This is a genomic window from Iodobacter sp. CM08, assembly GCF_033446605.1.
Lineage (GTDB): Bacteria > Pseudomonadota > Gammaproteobacteria > Burkholderiales > Chitinibacteraceae > Iodobacter.
Genome location: NZ_JAWQUO010000003.1, coordinates 132,447 through 152,318 on the forward strand (window position 1 = coordinate 132,447; position 19,872 = coordinate 152,318).

The 19,872-nt window shown below is 46.8% G+C and carries 17 protein-coding genes; 2 read left to right on the plus strand and 15 right to left on the minus strand.

All coding sequences use genetic code 11. The features are described 5' to 3' along the window. Positions 1-29 precede the first annotated feature (29 nt). Together R6242_RS02455 and R6242_RS02460 are read left to right on the plus strand one after the other, a co-directional pair. Complete coding sequence (locus R6242_RS02455) at positions 30-1,928, plus strand: sensor histidine kinase (RefSeq protein ID WP_318423337.1); 1,899 nt, start codon at positions 30-32, stop codon at positions 1,926-1,928. Further along, complete coding sequence (locus tag R6242_RS02460) at positions 1,925-2,518, plus strand: response regulator transcription factor (protein ID WP_293931956.1); 594 nt, start codon at positions 1,925-1,927, stop codon at positions 2,516-2,518. Before R6242_RS02455 ends, R6242_RS02460 begins: the two co-directional genes overlap by 4 nt. A gap of 457 nt (positions 2,519-2,975) precedes the next feature. Here the strand turns inward: R6242_RS02460 and R6242_RS02465 are convergent, their stop codons facing one another. The 15 genes from R6242_RS02465 to R6242_RS02535 all read right to left on the minus strand — a co-directional run bounded on the left by R6242_RS02465 (position 2,976) and on the right by R6242_RS02535 (position 19,832). Continuing rightward, positions 2,976-3,530 (minus strand): hypothetical protein, encoded by a 555-nt coding sequence (locus R6242_RS02465; RefSeq protein WP_318423341.1) that lies wholly within the window; start codon positions 3,528-3,530, stop codon positions 2,976-2,978. 474 nt (positions 3,531-4,004) lie between these two features. After that, positions 4,005-4,772, minus strand: coding sequence for a hypothetical protein (locus tag R6242_RS02470; RefSeq protein WP_318423343.1), 768 nt, complete (start codon positions 4,770-4,772; stop codon positions 4,005-4,007). A 19-nt stretch (positions 4,773-4,791) separates the two neighbouring features. Further along, positions 4,792-5,556, minus strand: a complete 765-nt coding sequence (locus R6242_RS02475; RefSeq protein ID WP_318423345.1) for a hypothetical protein — start codon at positions 5,554-5,556, stop codon at positions 4,792-4,794. Then, the gene (locus R6242_RS02480; protein WP_318423347.1) at positions 5,550-6,944 is read right to left on the minus strand and encodes a hypothetical protein; all 1,395 of its coding nucleotides are present in this window, start codon (positions 6,942-6,944) and stop codon (positions 5,550-5,552) included. Before R6242_RS02480 ends, R6242_RS02475 begins: the two co-directional genes overlap by 7 nt. Before the next feature lie 3 nt (positions 6,945-6,947). After that, positions 6,948-9,734, minus strand: coding sequence for a type VI secretion system Vgr family protein (locus R6242_RS02485; RefSeq protein WP_318423348.1), 2,787 nt, complete (start codon positions 9,732-9,734; stop codon positions 6,948-6,950). 362 nt (positions 9,735-10,096) lie between these two features. Beyond that, positions 10,097-12,715, minus strand: a complete 2,619-nt coding sequence (gene mgtA / locus R6242_RS02490; RefSeq protein WP_318423350.1) for a magnesium-translocating P-type ATPase — start codon at positions 12,713-12,715, stop codon at positions 10,097-10,099. Positions 12,716-13,126: 411 nt separating this feature from the next. Beyond that, the gene (locus R6242_RS02495; RefSeq protein ID WP_318423352.1) at positions 13,127-13,465 is read right to left on the minus strand and encodes a hypothetical protein; all 339 of its coding nucleotides are present in this window, start codon (positions 13,463-13,465) and stop codon (positions 13,127-13,129) included. Between the two features lie 654 nt (positions 13,466-14,119). Beyond that, the gene (hisG, locus tag R6242_RS02500; RefSeq protein ID WP_318423353.1) at positions 14,120-14,767 is read right to left on the minus strand and encodes an ATP phosphoribosyltransferase; all 648 of its coding nucleotides are present in this window, start codon (positions 14,765-14,767) and stop codon (positions 14,120-14,122) included. A 133-nt stretch (positions 14,768-14,900) separates the two neighbouring features. After that, positions 14,901-15,305: a DUF4870 domain-containing protein gene (locus R6242_RS02505; protein ID WP_293931942.1), complete on the minus strand. Its 405-nt coding sequence runs from the start codon at positions 15,303-15,305 to the stop codon at positions 14,901-14,903. Between the two features lie 46 nt (positions 15,306-15,351). Beyond that, complete coding sequence (gene murA / locus R6242_RS02510) at positions 15,352-16,602, minus strand: UDP-N-acetylglucosamine 1-carboxyvinyltransferase (protein ID WP_318423355.1); 1,251 nt, start codon at positions 16,600-16,602, stop codon at positions 15,352-15,354. A gap of 103 nt (positions 16,603-16,705) precedes the next feature. After that, the gene (locus R6242_RS02515; protein ID WP_318423357.1) at positions 16,706-16,885 is read right to left on the minus strand and encodes a hypothetical protein; all 180 of its coding nucleotides are present in this window, start codon (positions 16,883-16,885) and stop codon (positions 16,706-16,708) included. Then, positions 16,882-17,127, minus strand: a complete 246-nt coding sequence (locus R6242_RS02520) for a BolA family protein (RefSeq protein WP_318423359.1) — start codon at positions 17,125-17,127, stop codon at positions 16,882-16,884. Before R6242_RS02520 ends, R6242_RS02515 begins: the two co-directional genes overlap by 4 nt. 7 nt (positions 17,128-17,134) lie before the next feature. After that, positions 17,135-17,890 (minus strand): ABC transporter permease, encoded by a 756-nt coding sequence (locus R6242_RS02525; RefSeq protein WP_318423361.1) that lies wholly within the window; start codon positions 17,888-17,890, stop codon positions 17,135-17,137. 263 nt (positions 17,891-18,153) lie between these two features. Beyond that, positions 18,154-19,044 carry an ABC transporter ATP-binding protein gene (locus R6242_RS02530; protein ID WP_318423363.1) on the minus strand — a complete coding sequence of 297 codons (891 nt, stop codon included), beginning with the start codon at positions 19,042-19,044 and terminating at the stop codon, positions 18,154-18,156. Beyond that, the gene (locus tag R6242_RS02535) at positions 19,041-19,832 is read right to left on the minus strand and encodes a VacJ family lipoprotein (protein WP_318423365.1); all 792 of its coding nucleotides are present in this window, start codon (positions 19,830-19,832) and stop codon (positions 19,041-19,043) included. Before R6242_RS02535 ends, R6242_RS02530 begins: the two co-directional genes overlap by 4 nt. Positions 19,833-19,872 lie beyond the last annotated feature (40 nt).

Here is a 19,872-nt window from a genome sequence, read left to right on the forward strand (position 1 = left end):
TTATGAAAGGCTTGTGCTAGCATTAGCGCATGCATTTACTGACTACTATTTCAAAGCGTCTAAGCGCGCACCCATGGTTTGTTCCAAGACTGGCACTGCTGTTGTTTGTGGTGACGGTGCTCGGTTTATTTGCCTATTTACGTCATGGCGAGCATGAAGAAGCCCGCTTAGTGCTGATTAATGATGTGTTGTGGGTAGAGCAAAACCTGCGTTTTGTGCTGGGGCAATCAGAAGAGCGCTTGGCGGCCTTGCTGGAGCAGGCGATAGATAGCGATCTCTCTGAGGCGGAGTTTCGGGATCGGGCGCGTTTGATTATTGGCGCAAATTCGGCGATTACCGGGATTCATCTCAGCTCTAAACAGCAGCTGCTTAATTATGGGCAGGTGCTGACCAATGAAGTGAGCCGCGATGCCTTATTGCTGACCCGTTCTAATCGCCGCCCTAGTTATATCGTACCCAGCCAATCCAAAGGGATGGTGGCGCTGCTGATTGCCGATCACGATCAGGAATTAATCGCAACCATAGCCTTGCCACAGCTATTGCAGCAGCAAGTGCCGTGGTGGTTTGCTTACAAGTATCGCCTTGCAATATTGAATGCGGATGGGCATGAGTTGGCGAGCAAATCTAGCATTACTGCCGATGATGAAAACTTGAGCTATCAACTGCCCTTTGATTCTTTAGGCAGCGGCATGTTGCTGCGTATTACGGCTTATCGTCATCCTACCGGCCTCGTGCAAAAGCTACTGACGGCGAGCGTGGTGGCTTTAGCCTTGATCGTATTATTTAGCTGGTGGCGATTGCGCCGCCAAATGCAGGCGCGGCTTTTAGCAGAAAACGCCCTGCGTGAAGAGCATGCGTTTCGCACCGCCATGGAAGACTCACTCTCGGTAGGGATGCGCGCCCGCGATATGGATGGGCGTATTGTCTATGTAAACCCAGCTTTTTGCGGCATGGTAGGTTATAGCGCGGAAGAGTTGATCGGCAAGCTGCCGCCTTACCCATACTGGAAGCAGGAAGATATTGCAGGGCATCAGGCACAAAACGATATTGTGCTCAGTGGCCTCGCCCCGCACGAAGGGTTTGAATCGATGGTGCGCCATCGTGATGGCCATTTGGTGGCGACGCGTGTTTACACCACGCCGTTGATTGATGCTACGGGTAAGCAGCGTGGCTGGATGAGTTCGGTGGTCGATATCACGGCCTTAAAAGCAGCCGAAGCACGGGAAAGAGAGCAGGAAGAAATGCTCCGCCATACGGGCAAGCTGATTACTATGGGTGAAATGGCATCCACCTTGGCTCATGAGTTAAACCAACCGCTAATGGCCATGAGCAACTACGCCAGCGCCGCCCGCCAGTTTGCTAATCAAAATAATCAGGAAATGTTGGATTCAACGCTTAGCAAAATTGCTGGGCAAGCCCAGCGTGCCGCCGCCGTGGTTAAGCGTATTCGCGAGTTTGTGCAAAAGCGCACACCACTTCGCTCTTACTGCGATCTGAATGATATTGCGAGCAATGCTTTTGAATTAATCGATGCCAGCGCACGCAGCCAAGGCGTGCGTTTGCACTTTAATTTGGCGGCCGATTTACCGCAAATCCATGCTGATGACGTGCTCTTGGGGCAGGTGGTGCTTAATTTATTACGCAATGCGCTGGATGCCAGCGGAGAGCAACCACAAAGCCGCCGCGATGTATGGCTGGCAACCTCTTGCGATAAGGATGGCGTGTATCTTTCGGTGTGTGACCGTGGCGCGGGCATTCCACCCGAAGTAGCCAACCGCTTATTTGATGCTTTTTTCACCACCAAATCGCTAGGCATGGGCATAGGCTTAAATATTTGCCGCTCTATCTTAGAGCAGCACCAAGGCAAACTTTGGTTTGAAGCCCACCCGCAAGGCGGCACCTATTTTTATATGAGCTTACCGCGATGAAAACTGTTTATTTAGTCGACGACGATATCGCCGTGCGCGATTCACTAGGCTTGCTACTGCTCTCGCATGGCTATAGCGTGCATTCTTTTGCGAGTGGCGAGCAGCTCTTGGCCGAGATTCATCCAGAAAGTGAAGGCGTGGTGCTGCTGGATGTGCGCATGCCTGGCTTAAGTGGGCCAGATGTATTTAAGCTGCTGTATGAAATGGGCAGTGAGCTGATAGTGCTGTTTTTATCTGGTCACGGTGATATCCCGATGGCAGTGCAAGCCATACGCCAAGGCGCGTTCGATTTTTTAGAAAAACCATGTAGCGAAAAACAATTGCTGGAGCGGATTAATGATGCGCTAGATGTAGCGATTGGCCGCCATCAGCTGCGAAACAACCAACAATTACTAGAAAAACGCCTTGGCTCGCTTACCCCTCGTGAGCGAGAAGTGATGGATTGGATTTTACAAGGCAAGCTCAATAAACAAATCGCCGACGAAATGCAAATCGCCATCCGCACGGTAGAAGTCCACCGCGCCAACGTCTTCGCCAAAATGGGCGTGCGCTCGGCTTTGGATTTATCGCAGTTATTGAAGGTGGGGTAAAGATTGATCACTGCAGCTATGCAGCTGGCCGTATAAAAAAGCTTCAGCTAAAGCAGACCACGTACAGCTCGATGTAAAACTTGCTAGCCTAGCAAAAGGGCACTTATGCGACGGCGGTTAGTGAGCAGGTGTGACGTTAAATCCTGCTATGTTTCATATCCTTAGAGCCGAAGCAAGCAGATTTAACTTTACTCTGACCCTAGTTATTCTATTCTAGTTATTCACTTTATTCACTTAACACACTATTTTTTATGCACCTGCATGATGAAGGCTCAAGCCCCGCCAGATATGTCCCTAAACGGTAAAAAATGCCCCGATGAAAGCTTGCACTATTTGCGGATTTCTTGCCGATTGTTGCACATAAAATAATCACCTCAAGATTCCCCCTATTTAGCGCTATTTTTACGGTTTCACCTGAAAGTTACCCCCCTGTTTTTGTGTTGTTTCAGACTCCTACTTAATATTGTTTCGCTAGTTCTGTTAGTTGGTGCTTAATCGAGGCTGTTTTATTTTCAATTTCTAGAGCGGCGGCGTGAGCTTTGTCCAAGCCTGAGATATTAGATGCTACGTTCTCCCCTAGGGCCGTTAAGCGAAGCACGTTCTTAAAGCTTCCCCAAAATATGTTCATCTGGCCGTAGATATGTTCGACATCTTTGCCTATTGATGTTTCATATAGGCCAGCGATGACGCGCAATTCATCAACTTCTTGACACACATTCAAGTATCGTTGGTCGTATTCAAGGTCTTCCATCTTTGCACGCCAAATAATGTCGAGATTTGTGATGGAAAACTCTCGGCCAATAGCGCTTAACTGTCGATGAGCCGTTGCGAGCCGGTCAAGTGCGAGTGCCCTTTCGCTTTTGATTTCTTCACGTGCATGTCTTTCTGTTTCAAGGGAGTACTGAAACTGTTGATTTCTCCGTTGAGTCCGCGACTGAGCAAACGAAGTCAGTGCGACACCAAATAATACTGATGAAGCGGTAATAATCTGGGTGATGATGGATGTTTCCATAGATGTATTAGCTGCCTTATTTATTTAATTATTTCTTCTGAGAGGGGGGGCAGGGCGGGGTGATTATCTGCTACGCGCTGGGGCAATAAATATCTGGGGCAGGGCAAACTTAATTCCTGCTATGTTTCATACCATCAGAGCTGAAGCAAGCGGATTTAACTTTACTCTGACCCCAGTTATTCTGTTACTCTGACCCCAGTTATTCTTATTCTTATTCTTATTCTTTATTCTTAGTCGCTTAGTCGCTTAGTCGATATCATCTGAGCTGTGAAAAGGCATTCTTCTTTTTTTTAGTTTTCCCATAACTTAAATTACTGATTGTACCTTTTTCGCATTTTTTTGTTGTTTGTCAGAGAGATCCCTTGTAGGGGAGCTGCTTGCTGCTCCCCTACAGTATAGACCAGCTATACGACATATGGCTTTGTTTGAGAAAGAGACATAAATAGGAAGGTATTTATTAAAAATTCCTATTTTTTAAATCACATGCACTTCTTTTCCTGTCGTCTTTTTTAATATGGATGGGTAATAAAAATATATAAGAATTAAGCTTACAATCAATCCATTAAACATTAATGATAATGGCAGTGAGATTGCGGAAAGAAATATTGAGAAAACACTCAGCCCGGAGCTATTTATAATTATTTTGTGTATGAAAAAAGAAAATGGCTGAAGCGGAATTAATATTATCCACAGCATTGGGTGGGGGAAGTAATGACGCTTTAGTTTGTTCTCTATAATGGTTTGATGTATGCCATTTTTGTATACAAATATGTTGTCTTCCTCTTTGAATAAAGTTGCTCTTAATTCTGGATCGTAAAATATTTTATGTATATTTTTTGCAGCATATAGCATCCACCAAATATTAGAACCAATTCCTATAACTAACCCAGTTAATTTTAACTGCCATGACAAAGGGGTGAAGATATAAGGACTTATAACAGAATTAGTGAAAAGGTATGATGCAGAAAAGAAAACAACGATAGTTGCTCCAGCCCATTTTGTTGTTAGTGGTGTTTTTTTTGAAAAAAATAAATATGTAAGAATTAATAAGCTTATTACTAATAGGCACACGCCAATTGACCAGTCGTTATTTTCTACTCCAATGTCATCGCTATATAAGGTTGCAGATAAACCTAAACCAATAAGAAAAAAAAGAGTACTTCCAACTGCCGCTAATTTTATTATAAAATCTACATCGTCAGGACTGTGAAAGTTTTCTTTACTGATTTTTATTTTTGCCATAAAATGAACTCCTCGTATTCTAAAACTCAATACCAACATATTTTCCAGTTAACTTTCTCAGTTTTAAAGGGTAGTAAAAATATACGAGTACCGTAGTTACAATTAGTCCGTTAAACATTAAAGAAAGAGGCAGTGCGAGGGCAGAAATAAATACAGTGAAATAATTAATTCCAAGATTGTTGATTATTATTTTATGTATAAAAAATGAAAGAGGTTGTAGCGGAATAAGAATTACCCAGACAATAGGGTTAGGGAGGTAATGCCGCTTTAATTTATTTTCAATAATAATTTGTTGGATTCCATTTTTGTATATGAATTGGTTGTCCTCTTCTTTGTACAAAATGGCCGCTAGTGCTGGATTGTAAAATATATTATGAATACTTTTAGCTGTATAAGCAGTCCACCACAAATTAGCACCAATACCAATAAATAGCCCTAAAAGCTGAAAATGCCAAGGCATGGAGTTGAAAATATATGGGTTTATTACTGAATTAGTTACTAAATATGACACGGAAAACAGGCATATCGTTGTTGATCCACCCCATTTCTGTATTAAAGACGTTTTTTTAGAGAAAAAAAGAAACGTAAGAACGGATAAACAAATGGTCAGAAAAGTAAATCCAAAAATCCATTTTTTATTGTCGGTAGTAGTATTGTCCCCGTATAGAAAAAAATCTGTACTTATGCCTAAAGAAAAAAACATAAAGGTACCAATACTACATATTTTAATAACAAAGTTAATATCTTCTGGGCCATAAAGGCTAGTTTTTTTTTTGCTTACCATAAAACGAACTCCTCGTACTCTTTTTCTGATTTTGTTTTTAAATAGCTCCATGCCTCGCTTATGGCCGCTCCAGCCATTCTTAATTTTGGGGCTGCATAACCGGAAATCCCATTATTCTCACCATTTAATTTCATGCCTGCTTTTTTGTCAATAATGTCTAAATTATAATTTATAAAAATTGATGCAAATATTCCAAATGTACCAATCGCTAATATAGGAATAGCCCCCGTTAATAAAAATGATAGTAAAAGAACAACTATCGCTGTTATTATCGATGCTAACGCGGCCGCTAATACAGTTTTAATTAAAGATATTATTACATTTGATATGAAATCATAAGCATCATTTTTCGAGTCCGATTGCCATTCTAAAAATGCAGTTACAGTTGAAAAACATAAGCTGATTAGTGCATTGCTTTTAAATGATCCTTTGATTGTATTCCAAGCGGAAGAAAAAGCACTTTTTATGCTTCCAGTCCCTGAAAATATTTGCATTATCTTAGCGTGTGATGAGCCATGTCCACCTTGCTTATAGACGGGGTTCACTTTGCTATAGCCGGAAAAATATACTTTTATTTTCCCATTTATTTTATGAAATTTAGCCTTTACAAGTCGAGTGCCTTTGGCCGTTTTTGTATCTACACTATTTCTTAACCATTCCCAGTTATCTGCAACGTAAGCTGTTGTTCCTGCAAGTTGCCCATATAACCAGTTTCTTGTTGCTACTTCATTTATATCTAAATCAACTAACCCAGTTTTTCCTCCTCCTTTACTAAAGTATTGCAAAATTTTCTCAGGAGCTCCTTCTTCTTTAACTTGAACTACTTGTATAACTGGATGAGGCTCTTCAATAAAACTATCTCTAAAGTTTGCAGCTTCTGAGTTCGGGTTAATTGAACTGGAAAATGGAGCTGTTTTCTTAGGTAAAAAATCATCTGATGAACTTGATTTGTTTTCCTCTTGGGAAACGTCGTTTTTTAATGAAATTATAAATGGCGCGGGTTTTTCTTTGGGGAGATCTCCATACTTGATTGGGTCTAATTTTTCTATATTGTATTTCCCAATAATACTATTGCTGGCTTTAAGCACTAAGTGGCCTTTGAAGTCACGTGCCACCCAAAGGTGCAGACGCTCTTCATTTTTTAGAGTGACTTTCTTCCCCGCAGTAATTAACTTTTTATCACGAACTGAATAAAAGGGGCTTGCTTCAGATTCTATAGTGTAATTCAATCCCTTAAGAAGCTTGATGTCTAAAACAACATCACGATGCTTTCTAAGGATAACTTTTATTTTGCTTTTAGAGCGGGTGCATTGTATTGCTTCACCTGGCAAGTCTATATTTACACATTGAAATTCATCTTGTTCTTTATTAGAAGACGTTTTTGGCATTATTTATTTTCCACGACGTTTAGTTTGAGCTGCTTTTAAAACGCCCCATGGCGCATTTTTGACTGTTGCTTTTCCAGACTCATCAAGCGCTATTTTTTCGTTTTTACCATCACCAAAGATGAGTTTAATTTCTTCACCGGCTGGTACGCTATTTCCATCTGCATCTTCGTATAAAATTTCCAAGTCAGATTTCTTATCCAAGTCAGCAAGGTTAAATGGAGCGTTTGGTAAAGTTAGAGATGCAGGCCCACCCCAATCATGGCTCCCGCCTTTAATGCTCACTTTCCCCGGTGCATGCAGCTCAATCTTGCCGTCTTTGATACGGATATAAGCACCACCGGCGGTGAGCAGGATTTCTTGCTTGGCGTTGAACAGGCCCTTGCCTTTGATTGCGGTGAACTTGGCGTTTTTGTCGGCGGTGATCTCGATATCGTCGCTTTGGGCCTGCATTTGCAGCTGGCCTTTGGCGGCGATCAGTTTCATGGTGATTTTGTCTTTAATGCCGCCGGTAAACAGGCTGATGTGCGACCCCACGTTGTGTATCCAGCGGCGGCCGGTGCTTTGGTTACTGTCTCTTTGGGCGATAAGGTCTAAGTTTGTGCCTGCGCTGATGGTCTGGCTTTGCGGGCTGGTGATGGCTACGCCGTCCTCGCCGTGCAGCAAGATGATCTTTTGCTGACCTGCCTGACCTTGGGATTTACTCTTACCGTCTTTATCGGTATTACTGCCCGCTTCAAAGCTTTTGCTTGCGTGTACGTGGTGGTGCAAGTGGCCGGTGGTGGCTTTACCACCTGCGCTATTGTCTGGCTTGACGGTTTTATCGCCTTCGCCGGTTTCGATAGTATCAGCGAGTTGGTTGGTGGCCGTTTCGCCTAGACTTTGGGCCAACGCTAAAGCTGATTCAAGCTGGCTTTGGGCTGGGTTGTAGTCTAGCTGCTTGCCCGAGGCGCCATTCTTGGCTTCGGTACTGATCAGCAAGCCGCTGGCGCGAATCGCACCTTGTTTGTCGGTGCGTAGCTCAAAGCCTTCGCCGCGTGGCTCACCTTTTCCGTCGGTGCGCGGGTGGATCAGATAGCCCAGGTTAAGCTGAGTTTTACCGTGCTCGCACGATAACTTGGTGCGGACTTCGCCCTTGGTATCATCAAACAGCAGCTCGCCGTATTGGCCGCCTTCAAATTCTTTACTCTTGATGCCAGATAGGGTTTTATTGGCGGGCAAGCTGCCTGCACCGCTGAATGTGGGTACAGGTTGGCTGCCGTTGTGAACCACGGCGGTAACGATGGGCCGGTCGATATCTCCCTCGATAAAATCCACCAGAACTTCTTGGCCGATACGTGGGATAAACTGGTGGCCAAAGCCTGCACCGGCAGATGGCATGGAAACGCGTATCCAGCAGGAGGATTTATCGTCGAGATTAGCGCCAAACTCGGGATGCTCAGCGGCACGCTGCCAATGGAGCTGAATTTTTATGCGGCCTTGCTCGTCGGTATGGACTTCTGTATCCGCAGGGCCGACTACGGTAGCTGTTTGTACGCCTAGGCTAGTGGGCTTGGTAAATTCTTGATTGCCCAGATGGCTAAGCACAGGCTGGCCGCGTCTTTGCGCGGTAAAGTCCGCTTGATAAGGCGCGTTATCTTTGGCTGACGTGGCAAGCAGGCTAGGGGCAACTAAGCCAAGTTGCTGGGTTAAATCTGCTGGCAAATTATTGTTTGCAGTGAATTTAAGCTCAGTGATGGCAAACTCGCGTTGCTCTGCGCTATCCCATTCATGCGCGGGGTGATCTTCTAAGCGGAACCATTGCCCTGCTTGTAAGCTGCGTAAAGTGCCAGAGCCAGTAAACGATTTCTTTTGCCCGTCTAAAGCATCTTGGCGCAGCTTGGCATCGTGGCTGAGCTGGTCTAAATCGCTGGCGTAGTAATGCGTTTGCGGGTCGTAATATTCCAGAGTTGATTGGATTTGTTGCCCACCTTCACCTTGGTCGATCGCGCTATCGCTTGAAATGTGGCTGGTACTGCTGGCTTTGTAGTCGAAGCTGGCAAGAGAAACAGAGCTGCTGCCAATTTGCCTCTGCGTATTCCACGCGGTGAGTGAATCGCTTGCTTCTGTTGCTGATGCACGATGAAAGCGGGCGATGGGCTCTAAAGCTTCGGGGATGGAGAATACATCATCAAAAATCACGAGCTGCACTTGCGGAGAATCACCCGCCAAATGTTCAAAGCGCCACGATAGACCGCATTCTTTCATTAAGCGGCATAGAAAGGCGTAGTCGTCTTCGCGATATTGCAGGCAATAAGAGCGGGGCGGGTATTCGCCGGACAATTTGAAATCCAGCGTTTGCACTGAGGCAAACACAGGATTCTTAGCCTGATGTTCGGCCAGTATCTGTTTCACAATATCGACGGCGGATAAATCTTGGAATACCCGCGAAGTACGGCGATATCTAAGCAGGGCAAAAGGCGGCTCTACCGTCAGTGCGTATTTTGCAAAGCCTCCGTCAGAACCTAAAAGCTTTACCTGACTAACCACCCCGCAACGCTCAATCGCATCACCATTGGCGTTTTCTATCGCCAATACCACCGGCAAGCCCAATAGCGATTTGAGTTCTAAAGTACCATCGGGGGAGAGACAGTCAATCTGATAGCAATAAGCCTGATTGATCCCCTCGCTACCTGTTACTCGCTGGGGCAATAATTGCTGGCCCCATGCTGCCCCGTCGCCTAGCTGAAGAGAAATAAGACGCTGATCTTGATTAAAAGCAGCGGCGAAAGAGGCAAGTAGATCAAAGGGCATGTTAAACCAAGGTCTTACGAGGAGGGTCATATATTACATGAAGCTTTTTCCATGCTGCTGTAGGTATTTTGTGATTACTGCACAACACCTAAGAATTTTTATGATTGATGTAAGTAATATACACTACCCGCACACGGCTCAATAAAGTGGCAGGGGTTGAAATTGTTCTAATCCCCTGTTTTTTGCCAATAAAAATGCGGCCTTGTGAGCCGCATTTTTCCTAGAAAACATTAGAACATTGATTGCATCATGGTAATGAAATTATATGGTTAAAAGGCATTCTTTCGCCATATTTGCTGCTGAAGCCTTTTTTCATATTAAAAAAATTGGGCTATGGTTTGCATTTTGATACGCTTAGTTGTTTAAAACCACACCCCATAGCGGCGGATGTAAACGGTTTTAACGAATTGCGCCAGTGCCATATAGCCGATCATGGTGGCGATTAGCCAGTACCAGTAGGACGAATCGAGTGAGACAAAGCCTAGCGATTCGGCGATGGGCGAAAAGGGTAACCAGCAGCCAATGGCAACGGCAATCACGGTAGAGAGCATCACTGGCCATGCTGCGCGGCTTTGCAGAAAAGGAATCTTCTTGGTGCGTAGCATATGCACCACTAAGGTTTGCGAGACTAAGCCAACAATAAACCAGCCGGAATTCATAATCAGCTGACCACCGCCGTGGGCGTAATAGGCCGCTCCTGCGCCAAAGACCGTCCACATCAGAATATACGTAGTGATATCAAATACCGATGAGGTTGGGCCAAGCCAGATCATAAAGCGGCGGATATTGCCCGCCTCCCATTTACGTGGCTGCTGTAGGTATTCTTTATCCATCTTGTCCCAAGGTAAAACAATCTGGGAAATATCATAGATTAAGTTTTGAATCAGCAATTGCATCGCCAGCATCGGCTCCCAAGGCAGCCAAGCCGATGCCACCAGGACCGAAAACACATTACCAAACGCAGAGCTGGCGGTGATATTTAGGTATTTCAGGATATTGCCGAAGGTTTCTCGGCCAGTAATTACACCTTCTTCTAGCACCATCAAATCTTTATCTAACAAGATAATGTCGGCGGTTTCCTTGGCGATATCGGCGGCGCTATCCACCGAAATACCCACGTCAGCATCGCGTAGCGCTGGGGCGTCGTTAATTCCGTCACCCAAGAAACCCACGGTGTGCCCATTGGCCTGTAGCGCTTTTACCACCCGTGATTTATGCAGTGGTGTGAGCTTGGCAAAGATGGTGCAACCCTTTACTGCTTGGCAGAGGGCAATATCGTCCATCGCTTCGATTTCTGGCCCTAGCAGCGGGATGCCCGGCTCTAAGCCCACATCGCGGCAAATTTTACTGGTGACGATAGGATTATCGCCAGTCAGCACCTTAACGGTGACGCCGTAATCACGCAGCGCCTTGATGGCAGGTGCCGCCGAGGCTTTAGGCGGGTCAAGAAAGGTCAGGAAACCACGCACGACTAGATCGGTTTCATCTGCGACCAGATAGTGCTGTTTGTTTTTTGCAATGGCTTTAGTCGCCACTAATAAAACACGGAACCCTTGTTCGTTATAGGCTTGAGTCTGGCTGAGTAAGTGGGCTTTAGCGGCGGTATCTAAGGCAAGGATATTAGAGCCCGCTTGATAGTGGGTCGATACCGCCAGTATTTCTTCTACTGCGCCTTTGCAGATCATCAGCTGCTGATCTTGCTGATCGGCGACAACGACGGTTAAGCGGCGGCGGATAAAATCAAAGGGTAATTCGTCTACCTTGTGGTAATTCCTAGGTAAATCACTCACATCTTTGGCGCGTTCCAGCACCGCAATATCCATCAGGTTTTTAATGCCGCTCTGGTGAACGCTATTGAGCCACGCCAGTTGCAAAATCCCTTCGTCAAGCTTGCCTTGGCAGTTGAAGTGCTCTTCCAAAATGATTTTATCTTGGGTCAAGGTACCGGTTTTATCGGTACATAACACATCCATCGCGCCGAAGTTTTGTACCGAATTAAGCCGCTTAACCACCACTTTGCGCTTGGCCATGGCGATTGCGCCCTTGGCCAAATTGGCAGAAACAATCATCGGCAACATTTCTGGGGTTAAGCCCACCGCAACCGCCATGGCAAAGGTCAGGGCAGATAGCCAATCGCCCTTGGTGAGGCCATTAATCAGAAAGACAATCGGCACCATCACCAGCATAAAACGAATTAATAACCATGAAACGCTGCTTACCCCACGGTCAAAACTGGTTTCCACCCGCTTATGGCTCAGCACGTTTTTGGCTAGAGCGCCAAAATAGGTTTGGCTGCCGGTAGCAACCACCCTAGCGCAGGCTGTGCCGCTCACCACATTGGTACCCATAAAGCAGATATTGTTGTTATCGAGTAGGCTTTCTGCCTCGCTACTGCTGGACTCGGCTGATTTTTCTGCGACATCGCCTAAGGTATCGTATTTCTCCACCGGCAGCGCTTCGCCGCTGAGTACGGCTTGGCTGACAAATAAATCACGCGACTCTAGCAGCTCGATATCGGCCGGAATCATATCGCCCGCTTGCAAATAAACAATATCGCCAACTACCACATTGCTCATTGGCACTTCTAGTTTGCGTGCTTGGCCCGTGGCGCTGGTGCGTAATACGGTGGCGGTGTTGCTGACGAGGGATTTGAGTTTTTCAGCGGATTTACCGGTACGGTATTCCTGAAAAAAGCGTAATAAGGCGCTTAAGGTCACCATGGTGGTGAGGATGATAATCCCTATCCAGCTTTGTTCTTCTGGGCCAACCATTTGCACATCGGTGATATAGGTGATGATGGCCAAGACCAAGAGCACCATTACAAAAGGGTTTTTAAACGCGAGATAGAGCTGGATGATGGCGTGTGGCGGCTTATCGTGAGCTACTTCGTTAAGGCCATGTGTATGTAAGAGTTCGGCAGCTTGGCTGTCGCTTAAGGCTTTGGGGTGTTGCGGATGAGCTGGTGTGTGATTTTGCGTCATGCTGCTTATTCCTGTTCACCAGCGTGCAGGGGTGCGATGCATTATTTAAGCAAAGCAGTCCCCTTGCGCACAGATGTGGCGCTAAAATGAATACGGAGATTTAATTCGCTCGCTGAATTGCTTAATTGCAATTCAGCGAGCGGTATCGGTTGGTCAGGCATGGTTTTATTCCTTAGAAATAAATAATAGAAAGATTAAAAGCCCATATCAAATATTAAGAACGAGCATATCCTCTCCATTAATTAAATGGATTAATTATAAATTAATATAATTGGCCGTTAACTTAAGGTAAGTACTTGTGCAAAAGTTTTATGGCAAGGCGTCGAAGCCGCAGGCAGTACAGTTAGTACGACAAGGCAAGACAACGATGCAAGAAAACTTTTGCCTATCTACTTAGTTAACACCAACTGATTAATGTGCTTGGCTAGCCATCGCTCTACGCCTTAAGCCCCATTTGATTTGGTTTACATCGTGGTGCTGGCTGAGACTGATGGCCATTTGATTAAAATTTTGCTGCAGATGAGCTGATAGATGCAGCAAGACCGACAGGCAGTATTTTCCTTCGGGCAGGCGAAAGATCTTCAGCTGCTGCGCGTGCAGGCCTAAATGATTTAGATTTTGAATCAATAGCTTGCGCAGATTGCTGATGCTGGATTCTGCACTGGTAATTTGTAAAAAATACTGTGAGTTATTGGTTTTACGGCCGTGCACAGCCCTTAGGGCAAGGATGAGTTTTTTTAGATAATGCATGATTTTCCTCCGGTTAGGGGAGGATGCGCGGCTCCTGAAGAGCCAAATCAATAAGCATGTACCGGCCCATTAAACCCCGTACGCATAAGCGTAGCGGCTGTTTATTAAGCGCTGATTTTTTCAGCAACAATGGAATAGGTGAGTACGGGCGGCCAAAAGCCAAAAGACACCACACCCTGCGTAACAGGATATGGCAGATTGAATCTACTTTATCCTGCTATACCGCGGTTACAAACACAGATTGATTACATCCGTCGTTGTCCACAGACAGCCTCTTAGATAGTTAATATGTGGCGGATTCTACCCAATAATTAATTAATGTCAATGCGAATTAATTAATTACTTTGTATTTGTGATTATTCAATGCGCTGAGCATTAAATATTGATTTGGAATTGAGCAGATTATCAGGCGTATTCATCTGCTTGAAATCAGTGGATTCAAATATCAATAAGTACTGGGTCATCCGTTCGCGAGTATTTCGAAAATCAGCATTGTCACTCCCGCTAGGTTACTGGATCCCTGGCAAAAGCACGTGTGTGTGACGCTTTTTTAGCCCGCTTAAAATTTATGAAAACTTGTGATTCACTACTTACTCGCAAAAATAATGCCCTCACGGTGATGAGGGCATTCAGTTTACGTGCGAGAGGCGGTATTTAAGCGTTACGCGCGGCTACCGTTGCGGCAAAGGCATCCAGCATGGGCTGGATGCGCTCGTGTTTTAGCTTGAGCGAGGCCTGATTTACCACCAGGCGTGAGCTAATCTCACGGATGTCTTCTACCGCCACCAGATTATTGGCTTTAAGCGTGCTTCCTGTGGACACCAGATCAACGATGGCATCGGCTAGGCCCACCAGTGGGGCCAGCTCCATCGAGCCGTAGAGCTTGATTAGATCGACGTGTACGCCCTTATTAGCAAAGTGCTCACGGGCGCACTGGGTGTATTTGGTGGCAATGCGTAAACGCGCACCTTGCTTAACTGCACCTTCGTAATCAAAGCCCTGTTGCACTGCCACCATGAGGCGGCATTTGGCGATATCTAAGTCGAGCGGTAGATAGAGGCCCGCACCACCGTGCTCTAGCAGCACATCCTTACCGGCAATGCCTAAATCGGCAGCGCCGTATTGCACATAGGTTGGTACATCGGTTGCACGGACAATGATGAGCCGCACATCGTCCATATTGGTGCCAATAATCAGCTTGCGGCTGGATTCTGGAGCCTCACTGGGCACAATGCCTGCGGCGGCCAGCAGCGGCAGCGTTTCCTCGAAGATACGACCTTTAGACAGTGCAATGGTAATCATGGTGTGTACCCGTGTAGGGGGCGCGGCAGCCGAGCCCAGTAGCAATTATTCTGTAATGTAAGGGCACGGCACGCCGTGGCCTCAGGTGATTATTTTGCAATGTAGGGGCACGGCATGCCGTGCCTTATGGTCATTATTTAAACAATTTAAGCGAAACGGGGTATTTAGAAGGCCAGCCGTTGATGGCTTTTGCACCTTCCCATAGTGCAAAAATAGCGGAGCCTATGGCCACCCACCAAAGGGGGAGCGGGCTTTGTAGGGCAAAACCTGCCAGCATTGCCAAGGCATAAAAGCAGCCCATTAAAAGCTGAAAATTGCAGGCGTTAATGGCATGTTGTTCAACAAAATCTGAATGTACGCGCGCAAATTGCAGCACCAGCACTGGAATCAACAACGCCAGCACCGCCATCGGCAAAATGGGCAGCCAAAATACCCCAGCTAGATGGGCCAGTGCGGCAGCGCCTTTTTCGTTTTGTGAAGGAGGACGCGGCTTATCGTCCTGCTCTTCTGCTGCGGGTTTGGGATTGAAGATCAACATGGGGTACCCAGGAGTAGGGACACGGCACGCCGTGCCCAACAAACATTTAGGAAATTCTTTCGATTTGCGCACCAACCGCCGACAATTTGCGTTCGATATGTTCGTAGCCACGGTCGAGGTGGTAGATGCGATCAACAATGGTTTCACCAGTGGCGATCATCCCTGCAATCACTAAAGAGGCCGATGCACGAAGGTCGGTTGCCATTACGGTTGCACCTTCTAGCTTTTCTACCCCAGTCACAATCGCGGTGTTGCCTTCGGTATTGATTTTTGCACCCATGCGGATTAGCTCAGGGGCGTGCATAAAGCGGTTTTCAAAGATGGTTTCGGTAATGATGCCCGTGCCTTCCGCTACGCAGTTCAGCAACATAAATTGTGCTTGCATATCGGTTGGGAAGGCAGGGTAGGGCATGGTGCGGATATTTACAGCCTTAGGGCGTTGTTTCATATCGATAGCGATCCAATCGTCACCTGCTTCGATATACGCACCAGCTTCGCGCAGCTTTTCTAGTACCGCTTCCATGATATCGGCGCGGGTATTGCGTAATACCAGCTTGCCTTGCGCCACAGCCGCAGCAATCAGGAAAGTACCGGTTTCGATGCGATCCGGCACAATGGCGTGTTCTGCGCCATGCAGCTCGGCCACACCTTCGATAGTAATGGTATCTGTGCCATGGCCACTGATTTTTGCGCCCATTTTGATTAGGCAATCTGCCAGATCAACCACTTCGGGTTCACGCGCGGCGTTTTCGATAATCGTAATGCCGTCTGCCAGTGTGGCCGCCATCAGCAGATTTTCTGTGCCGGTTACGGTGACCATATCGCAAACAATGCGTGCGCCTTTGAGCTTGCCGCTGGCTTTTACATAGCCGTGCTCAATCACAATGTCTGCACCCATAGCTTGCAGGCCTTTGATGTGCTGATCTACTGGGCGTGCGCCAATGGCGCATCCTCCTGGCAGGGAAACCTGAGCTTCACCAAAGCGAGCTAAAGTAGGCCCAAGTACCAAAATCGATGCGCGCATGGTTTTAACCAGCTCGTAAGGGGCGATCAGGGTGGTGACTTCATTGGCGGTGATTTCGTATTCGTGGACATTATCGGTCATTACCCGCACGCCCATGCCTTGCAGCAGTTTTTGCGTGGTTTTAACGTCAGCTAATTGCGGAACATTGGTCAGGCGCAAAGTGCCTGCAGTCAGTAAGCTAGCGCATAAAATCGGCAGGGCGGCGTTTTTTGCACCAGAAATTGAGATTTCGCCGGAGATTGGGTTGCCACCGATAATTCTTAGTTTGTCCATTTTTCTAACTCAGTTGTTGTCCACTAAAAGCACAAAAGCGTGATTTGTGGTTTTTTGGTCGTTTAGGGTGTGCAGTGTTTGTACACCGATTTCATTAGGGTTGTTATTTAAAGCAATACCAAAGCAGCGCGGCAAGGCCTGCGATCAGCCAAGGTAGATTGGTCAGGGCCGCCAGCTTTTGCGAGCTGTGATCCAGTGGTTTTCTGGCTTCAACGATGGCTTGCTCAAGCTTGGCGCGATTATTTTCAATGGCGTCTAGATTGAAGCGATCCTCTTGGCTCATTGGAATTGCTCTGCCCATTCGTTAGGCGTCAGCGTTTTTTCTAGCGACAGGGCGTGCAATTCACCAGAGTCGAGCTCTGGTTTAACCGATTCTTTAACCAAACGATGGCGGGCTAATAAACCAAGACCTTCAAAGCGAGGGGAGGCAATACGGGCATAAAAGTGATGGCCGTCGCCATTTACTTCAACGGCAGTTGCGGCGAGGCGCTCGGCAAGCAAGGCTTGTACTGATTCGGGAGTCATAGATTGATTAATGCCTTAATTTATAGCCAGATTTGATTAATGCGTAAGCCGCACTTGATAAAACGCTTAGTGAGAGCAGCGCGACAGCAAAAGCATGCCAAGGCGATACATCGCTCACACCAAAGAAGCCGTAGCGGAAACCATCAATCATATAAAAAATTGGGTTCCAGCTCGAGATGCTCTGCCAAAAAGCAGGCAAGCTATGGATGGAATAAAACACGCCAGATAAAAACGTGAGCGGCATGATCAAAAAGTTTTGAAACGCGGCAAGCTGATCGTATTTTTCTGCCCAAATCCCTGCCAGTATGCCAAGCGCGGCCATGAGTGCAGAGCTAGTCAGTGCAAAGGCTAAAATCCATAAAGGATGAGCAAAGGCGGGCAGATTAAACCACATCGTCATCACCAGTACGCCTGCCCCTACCACCAGCCCACGCACCATGGCGGCAAGCAGGTAGGCTAGGAAAAACTCTAGGTGGGATAGCGGTGGTAGCAGTGCAAAAATCAGGCTGCCGGTGACTTTGGATTGAATCAGGCTGGATGAAGAGTTAGCAAAACTATTTTGCAAAATCGACATCATCACTAAGCCAGGAATCAAAAACGCCGTGTATTGCACACCAGGATAAGGCTCTACATGGCTATCAAGTACATGGGCAAAGATCAGCAGATACATCAGTGCAGTGAGCACGGGCGCAGCAACGGTCTGAAAAGCAACTTTCCAAAAGCGCAGTACTTCTTTATAAAACAGCGTGTAAAAGCCTTGCATAATCTCGTCTTGGCGGGTTGGGCATTTGTAAAAAACTATTTAGGAGAAACCTTGTGCATTTGAGCGCCAGAGTTTTGTATAAAACCCAAATCTTGAACCACGGAGGAAAAGGAGGGTAAAGCAAGAGTGTGATAAATATCAGCCACGCTTAGTTTGCAGGTTTTCTCCGTGTAGCTCCGCGTTCTCTGTGTCCTCCGTGGTTCAAGATCTGGGCTTTCAGTCTAAGTATCTGGAAGTCGCGTGGGTACAATATCGTGCCCGCTTTACTGCATCATATCCACAAAAATGGTTTCCAGATCGGCTTTGCCGACTTCGATATCTCTGAGCTGCACGGCGTTATTTCTAAGCTCGCTTAAGATGGCTTCAAGGTCTGTGCAATCTGCTAGTTTTAGCTCAAAGCCGCTGTCTCTTTCGCAAATCAGCAAGGGGGCTAAGGACGCGGGCAGTACGGCAGGCTTAATCTTGATGAACAATTCACGCGCAGCGCCACGGCTCATTAGCGTGTCTTTGTCTTCTAGTGAAATGAGTTCACCTTTTTTGAGCATGGCGATGCGATTGCACAGTGTTTCGGCTTCTTCTAAATAATGCGTAGTCAGCACAATGGTGTGGCCGTCTTTATTGAGGCGGCGGATAAAATCCCAGAGTGTTTTACGCAGCTCAACGTCAACGCCTGCCGTTGGCTCGTCTAATACAATCACTGGTGGACGATGCACTAAGGCCTGCGCCACCATCACTCGGCGCTTCATACCACCAGAGAGCGCACGCATATTGCTGTTGGCTTTATCGGTAAGGCCTAAATGGTGGAGGATCTCATCAATCCAAGCATGATTATTTCTGAGACCAAAATAGCCAGACTGAAACGTCAGTGTTTCACGCACGGTAAAAAAGGGATCGAATACCAACTCTTGCGGCACAATTCCGACGGCGCGGCGTGCTTCGCGGTAGTCTTTTTGTACATCAAAGCCCATCACCGAGATCTGCCCCGATGTTGGGCGGGAAAGCCCTGCTAGAGCAGAGATCAGTGTGGTTTTGCCTGCACCATTAGGGCCGAGTAGCGCAAAAAAATCACCCTGCTCTACCGTGAAACTCACCCCTTTTAAGGCGTGGAAATCACCGTATTGCTTGGCTACGGCATCAAAAACGATAGCGCTCAAGGAGCTACTCCAACTGCGGCACTGGCTGGTGCGCTGGCTGGTGCACTTGCATTGGGTGCTTTAGCTGCATCCATAGCATCCAACTCTGCATCCGTTGGGCCTAATTGCAGTGGTTGAGGTGGCGCGCCATCCCATACACGGTAATAACGCCGCTGTAGGTAGGAGTCACGCAAAAAAGCATATGGATCTGCTTGGGCATCGATCATTGGATCTAAAGGCAGCAGTTGGCGGCGTTGTTCTACGCCCCAAGCGCCATAGCGGGCAATTTGTGTGCCAAAGTCTTGCGTGCCATTCCAAATATCTAAAGGATCGGCAAAGAGGCGTACAGCAAGGTCACTGCTATCGCGCAGGGTGGTTGGGCCACGTAGTGGGATCATTAAATAAAGGCCGGAACCCATTCCCCAGCTACCTAAGGCTTGGCCGATATCTTCATCGCTTTTTTTCAGCCCCATATCACTGGCCCAATCGACTAAGCCAAACATGCCCAAGGTGCTGTTGATGGCGACTCGGCCTAAGCTATGACCAGCCTCAGAGCCTTTTCCTTGTAATAAAGCACCAAAGGAGGCGAAAAAGTCATCAATATTGGCGAAGAAATTGCTCGCGCCTTGTTTGATAGGGCCTGGTGAATATTTCTCGTGTGCTTCAGCAGCAGGTTTGAGAACCGCTTTATCAACCGCATTATTGAAGGCGAAAATGCCACGATTGACCGGCTCGATAGGATCGTAGTTATTCTGTGGCGTCGCACATGCGCCAAGTAAGAGAGCAAATAGGGGGAGAAGGCGGCGCATGTGTGTGTTTATTCAGTGATTAAGGTCGATATTCTAGGCT

Excerpts from the sequence above, each read along its gene's own strand:
- R6242_RS02455 (WP_318423337.1), top strand. The coding sequence starts at position 30 with ATGCATTTACTGACTACTATTTCAAAGCGTCTAAGCGCGCACCCATGG.
- R6242_RS02470 (WP_318423343.1), bottom strand. The coding sequence starts at position 4,772 with ATGGCAAAAATAAAAATCAGTAAAGAAAACTTTCACAGTCCTGACGAT.
- mgtA (WP_318423350.1), bottom strand. The coding sequence starts at position 12,715 with ATGACGCAAAATCACACACCAGCTCATCCGCAACACCCCAAAGCCTTA.
- murA (WP_318423355.1), bottom strand. The coding sequence starts at position 16,602 with ATGGACAAACTAAGAATTATCGGTGGCAACCCAATCTCCGGCGAAATC.
- R6242_RS02480 (WP_318423347.1), bottom strand. The coding sequence starts at position 6,944 with ATGCCAAAAACGTCTTCTAATAAAGAACAAGATGAATTTCAATGTGTA.
- R6242_RS02465 (WP_318423341.1), bottom strand. The coding sequence starts at position 3,530 with ATGGAAACATCCATCATCACCCAGATTATTACCGCTTCATCAGTATTA.
- R6242_RS02460 (WP_293931956.1), top strand. The coding sequence starts at position 1,925 with ATGAAAACTGTTTATTTAGTCGACGACGATATCGCCGTGCGCGATTCA.
- R6242_RS02505 (WP_293931942.1), bottom strand. The coding sequence starts at position 15,305 with ATGTTGATCTTCAATCCCAAACCCGCAGCAGAAGAGCAGGACGATAAG.
- hisG (WP_318423353.1), bottom strand. The coding sequence starts at position 14,767 with ATGATTACCATTGCACTGTCTAAAGGTCGTATCTTCGAGGAAACGCTG.
- R6242_RS02485 (WP_318423348.1), bottom strand. The coding sequence starts at position 9,734 with ATGCCCTTTGATCTACTTGCCTCTTTCGCCGCTGCTTTTAATCAAGAT.
- R6242_RS02535 (WP_318423365.1), bottom strand. The coding sequence starts at position 19,832 with ATGCGCCGCCTTCTCCCCCTATTTGCTCTCTTACTTGGCGCATGTGCG.
- R6242_RS02520 (WP_318423359.1), bottom strand. The coding sequence starts at position 17,127 with ATGACTCCCGAATCAGTACAAGCCTTGCTTGCCGAGCGCCTCGCCGCA.
- R6242_RS02515 (WP_318423357.1), bottom strand. The coding sequence starts at position 16,885 with ATGAGCCAAGAGGATCGCTTCAATCTAGACGCCATTGAAAATAATCGC.
- R6242_RS02495 (WP_318423352.1), bottom strand. The coding sequence starts at position 13,465 with ATGCATTATCTAAAAAAACTCATCCTTGCCCTAAGGGCTGTGCACGGC.
- R6242_RS02475 (WP_318423345.1), bottom strand. The coding sequence starts at position 5,556 with ATGGTAAGCAAAAAAAAAACTAGCCTTTATGGCCCAGAAGATATTAAC.
- R6242_RS02525 (WP_318423361.1), bottom strand. The coding sequence starts at position 17,890 with ATGCAAGGCTTTTACACGCTGTTTTATAAAGAAGTACTGCGCTTTTGG.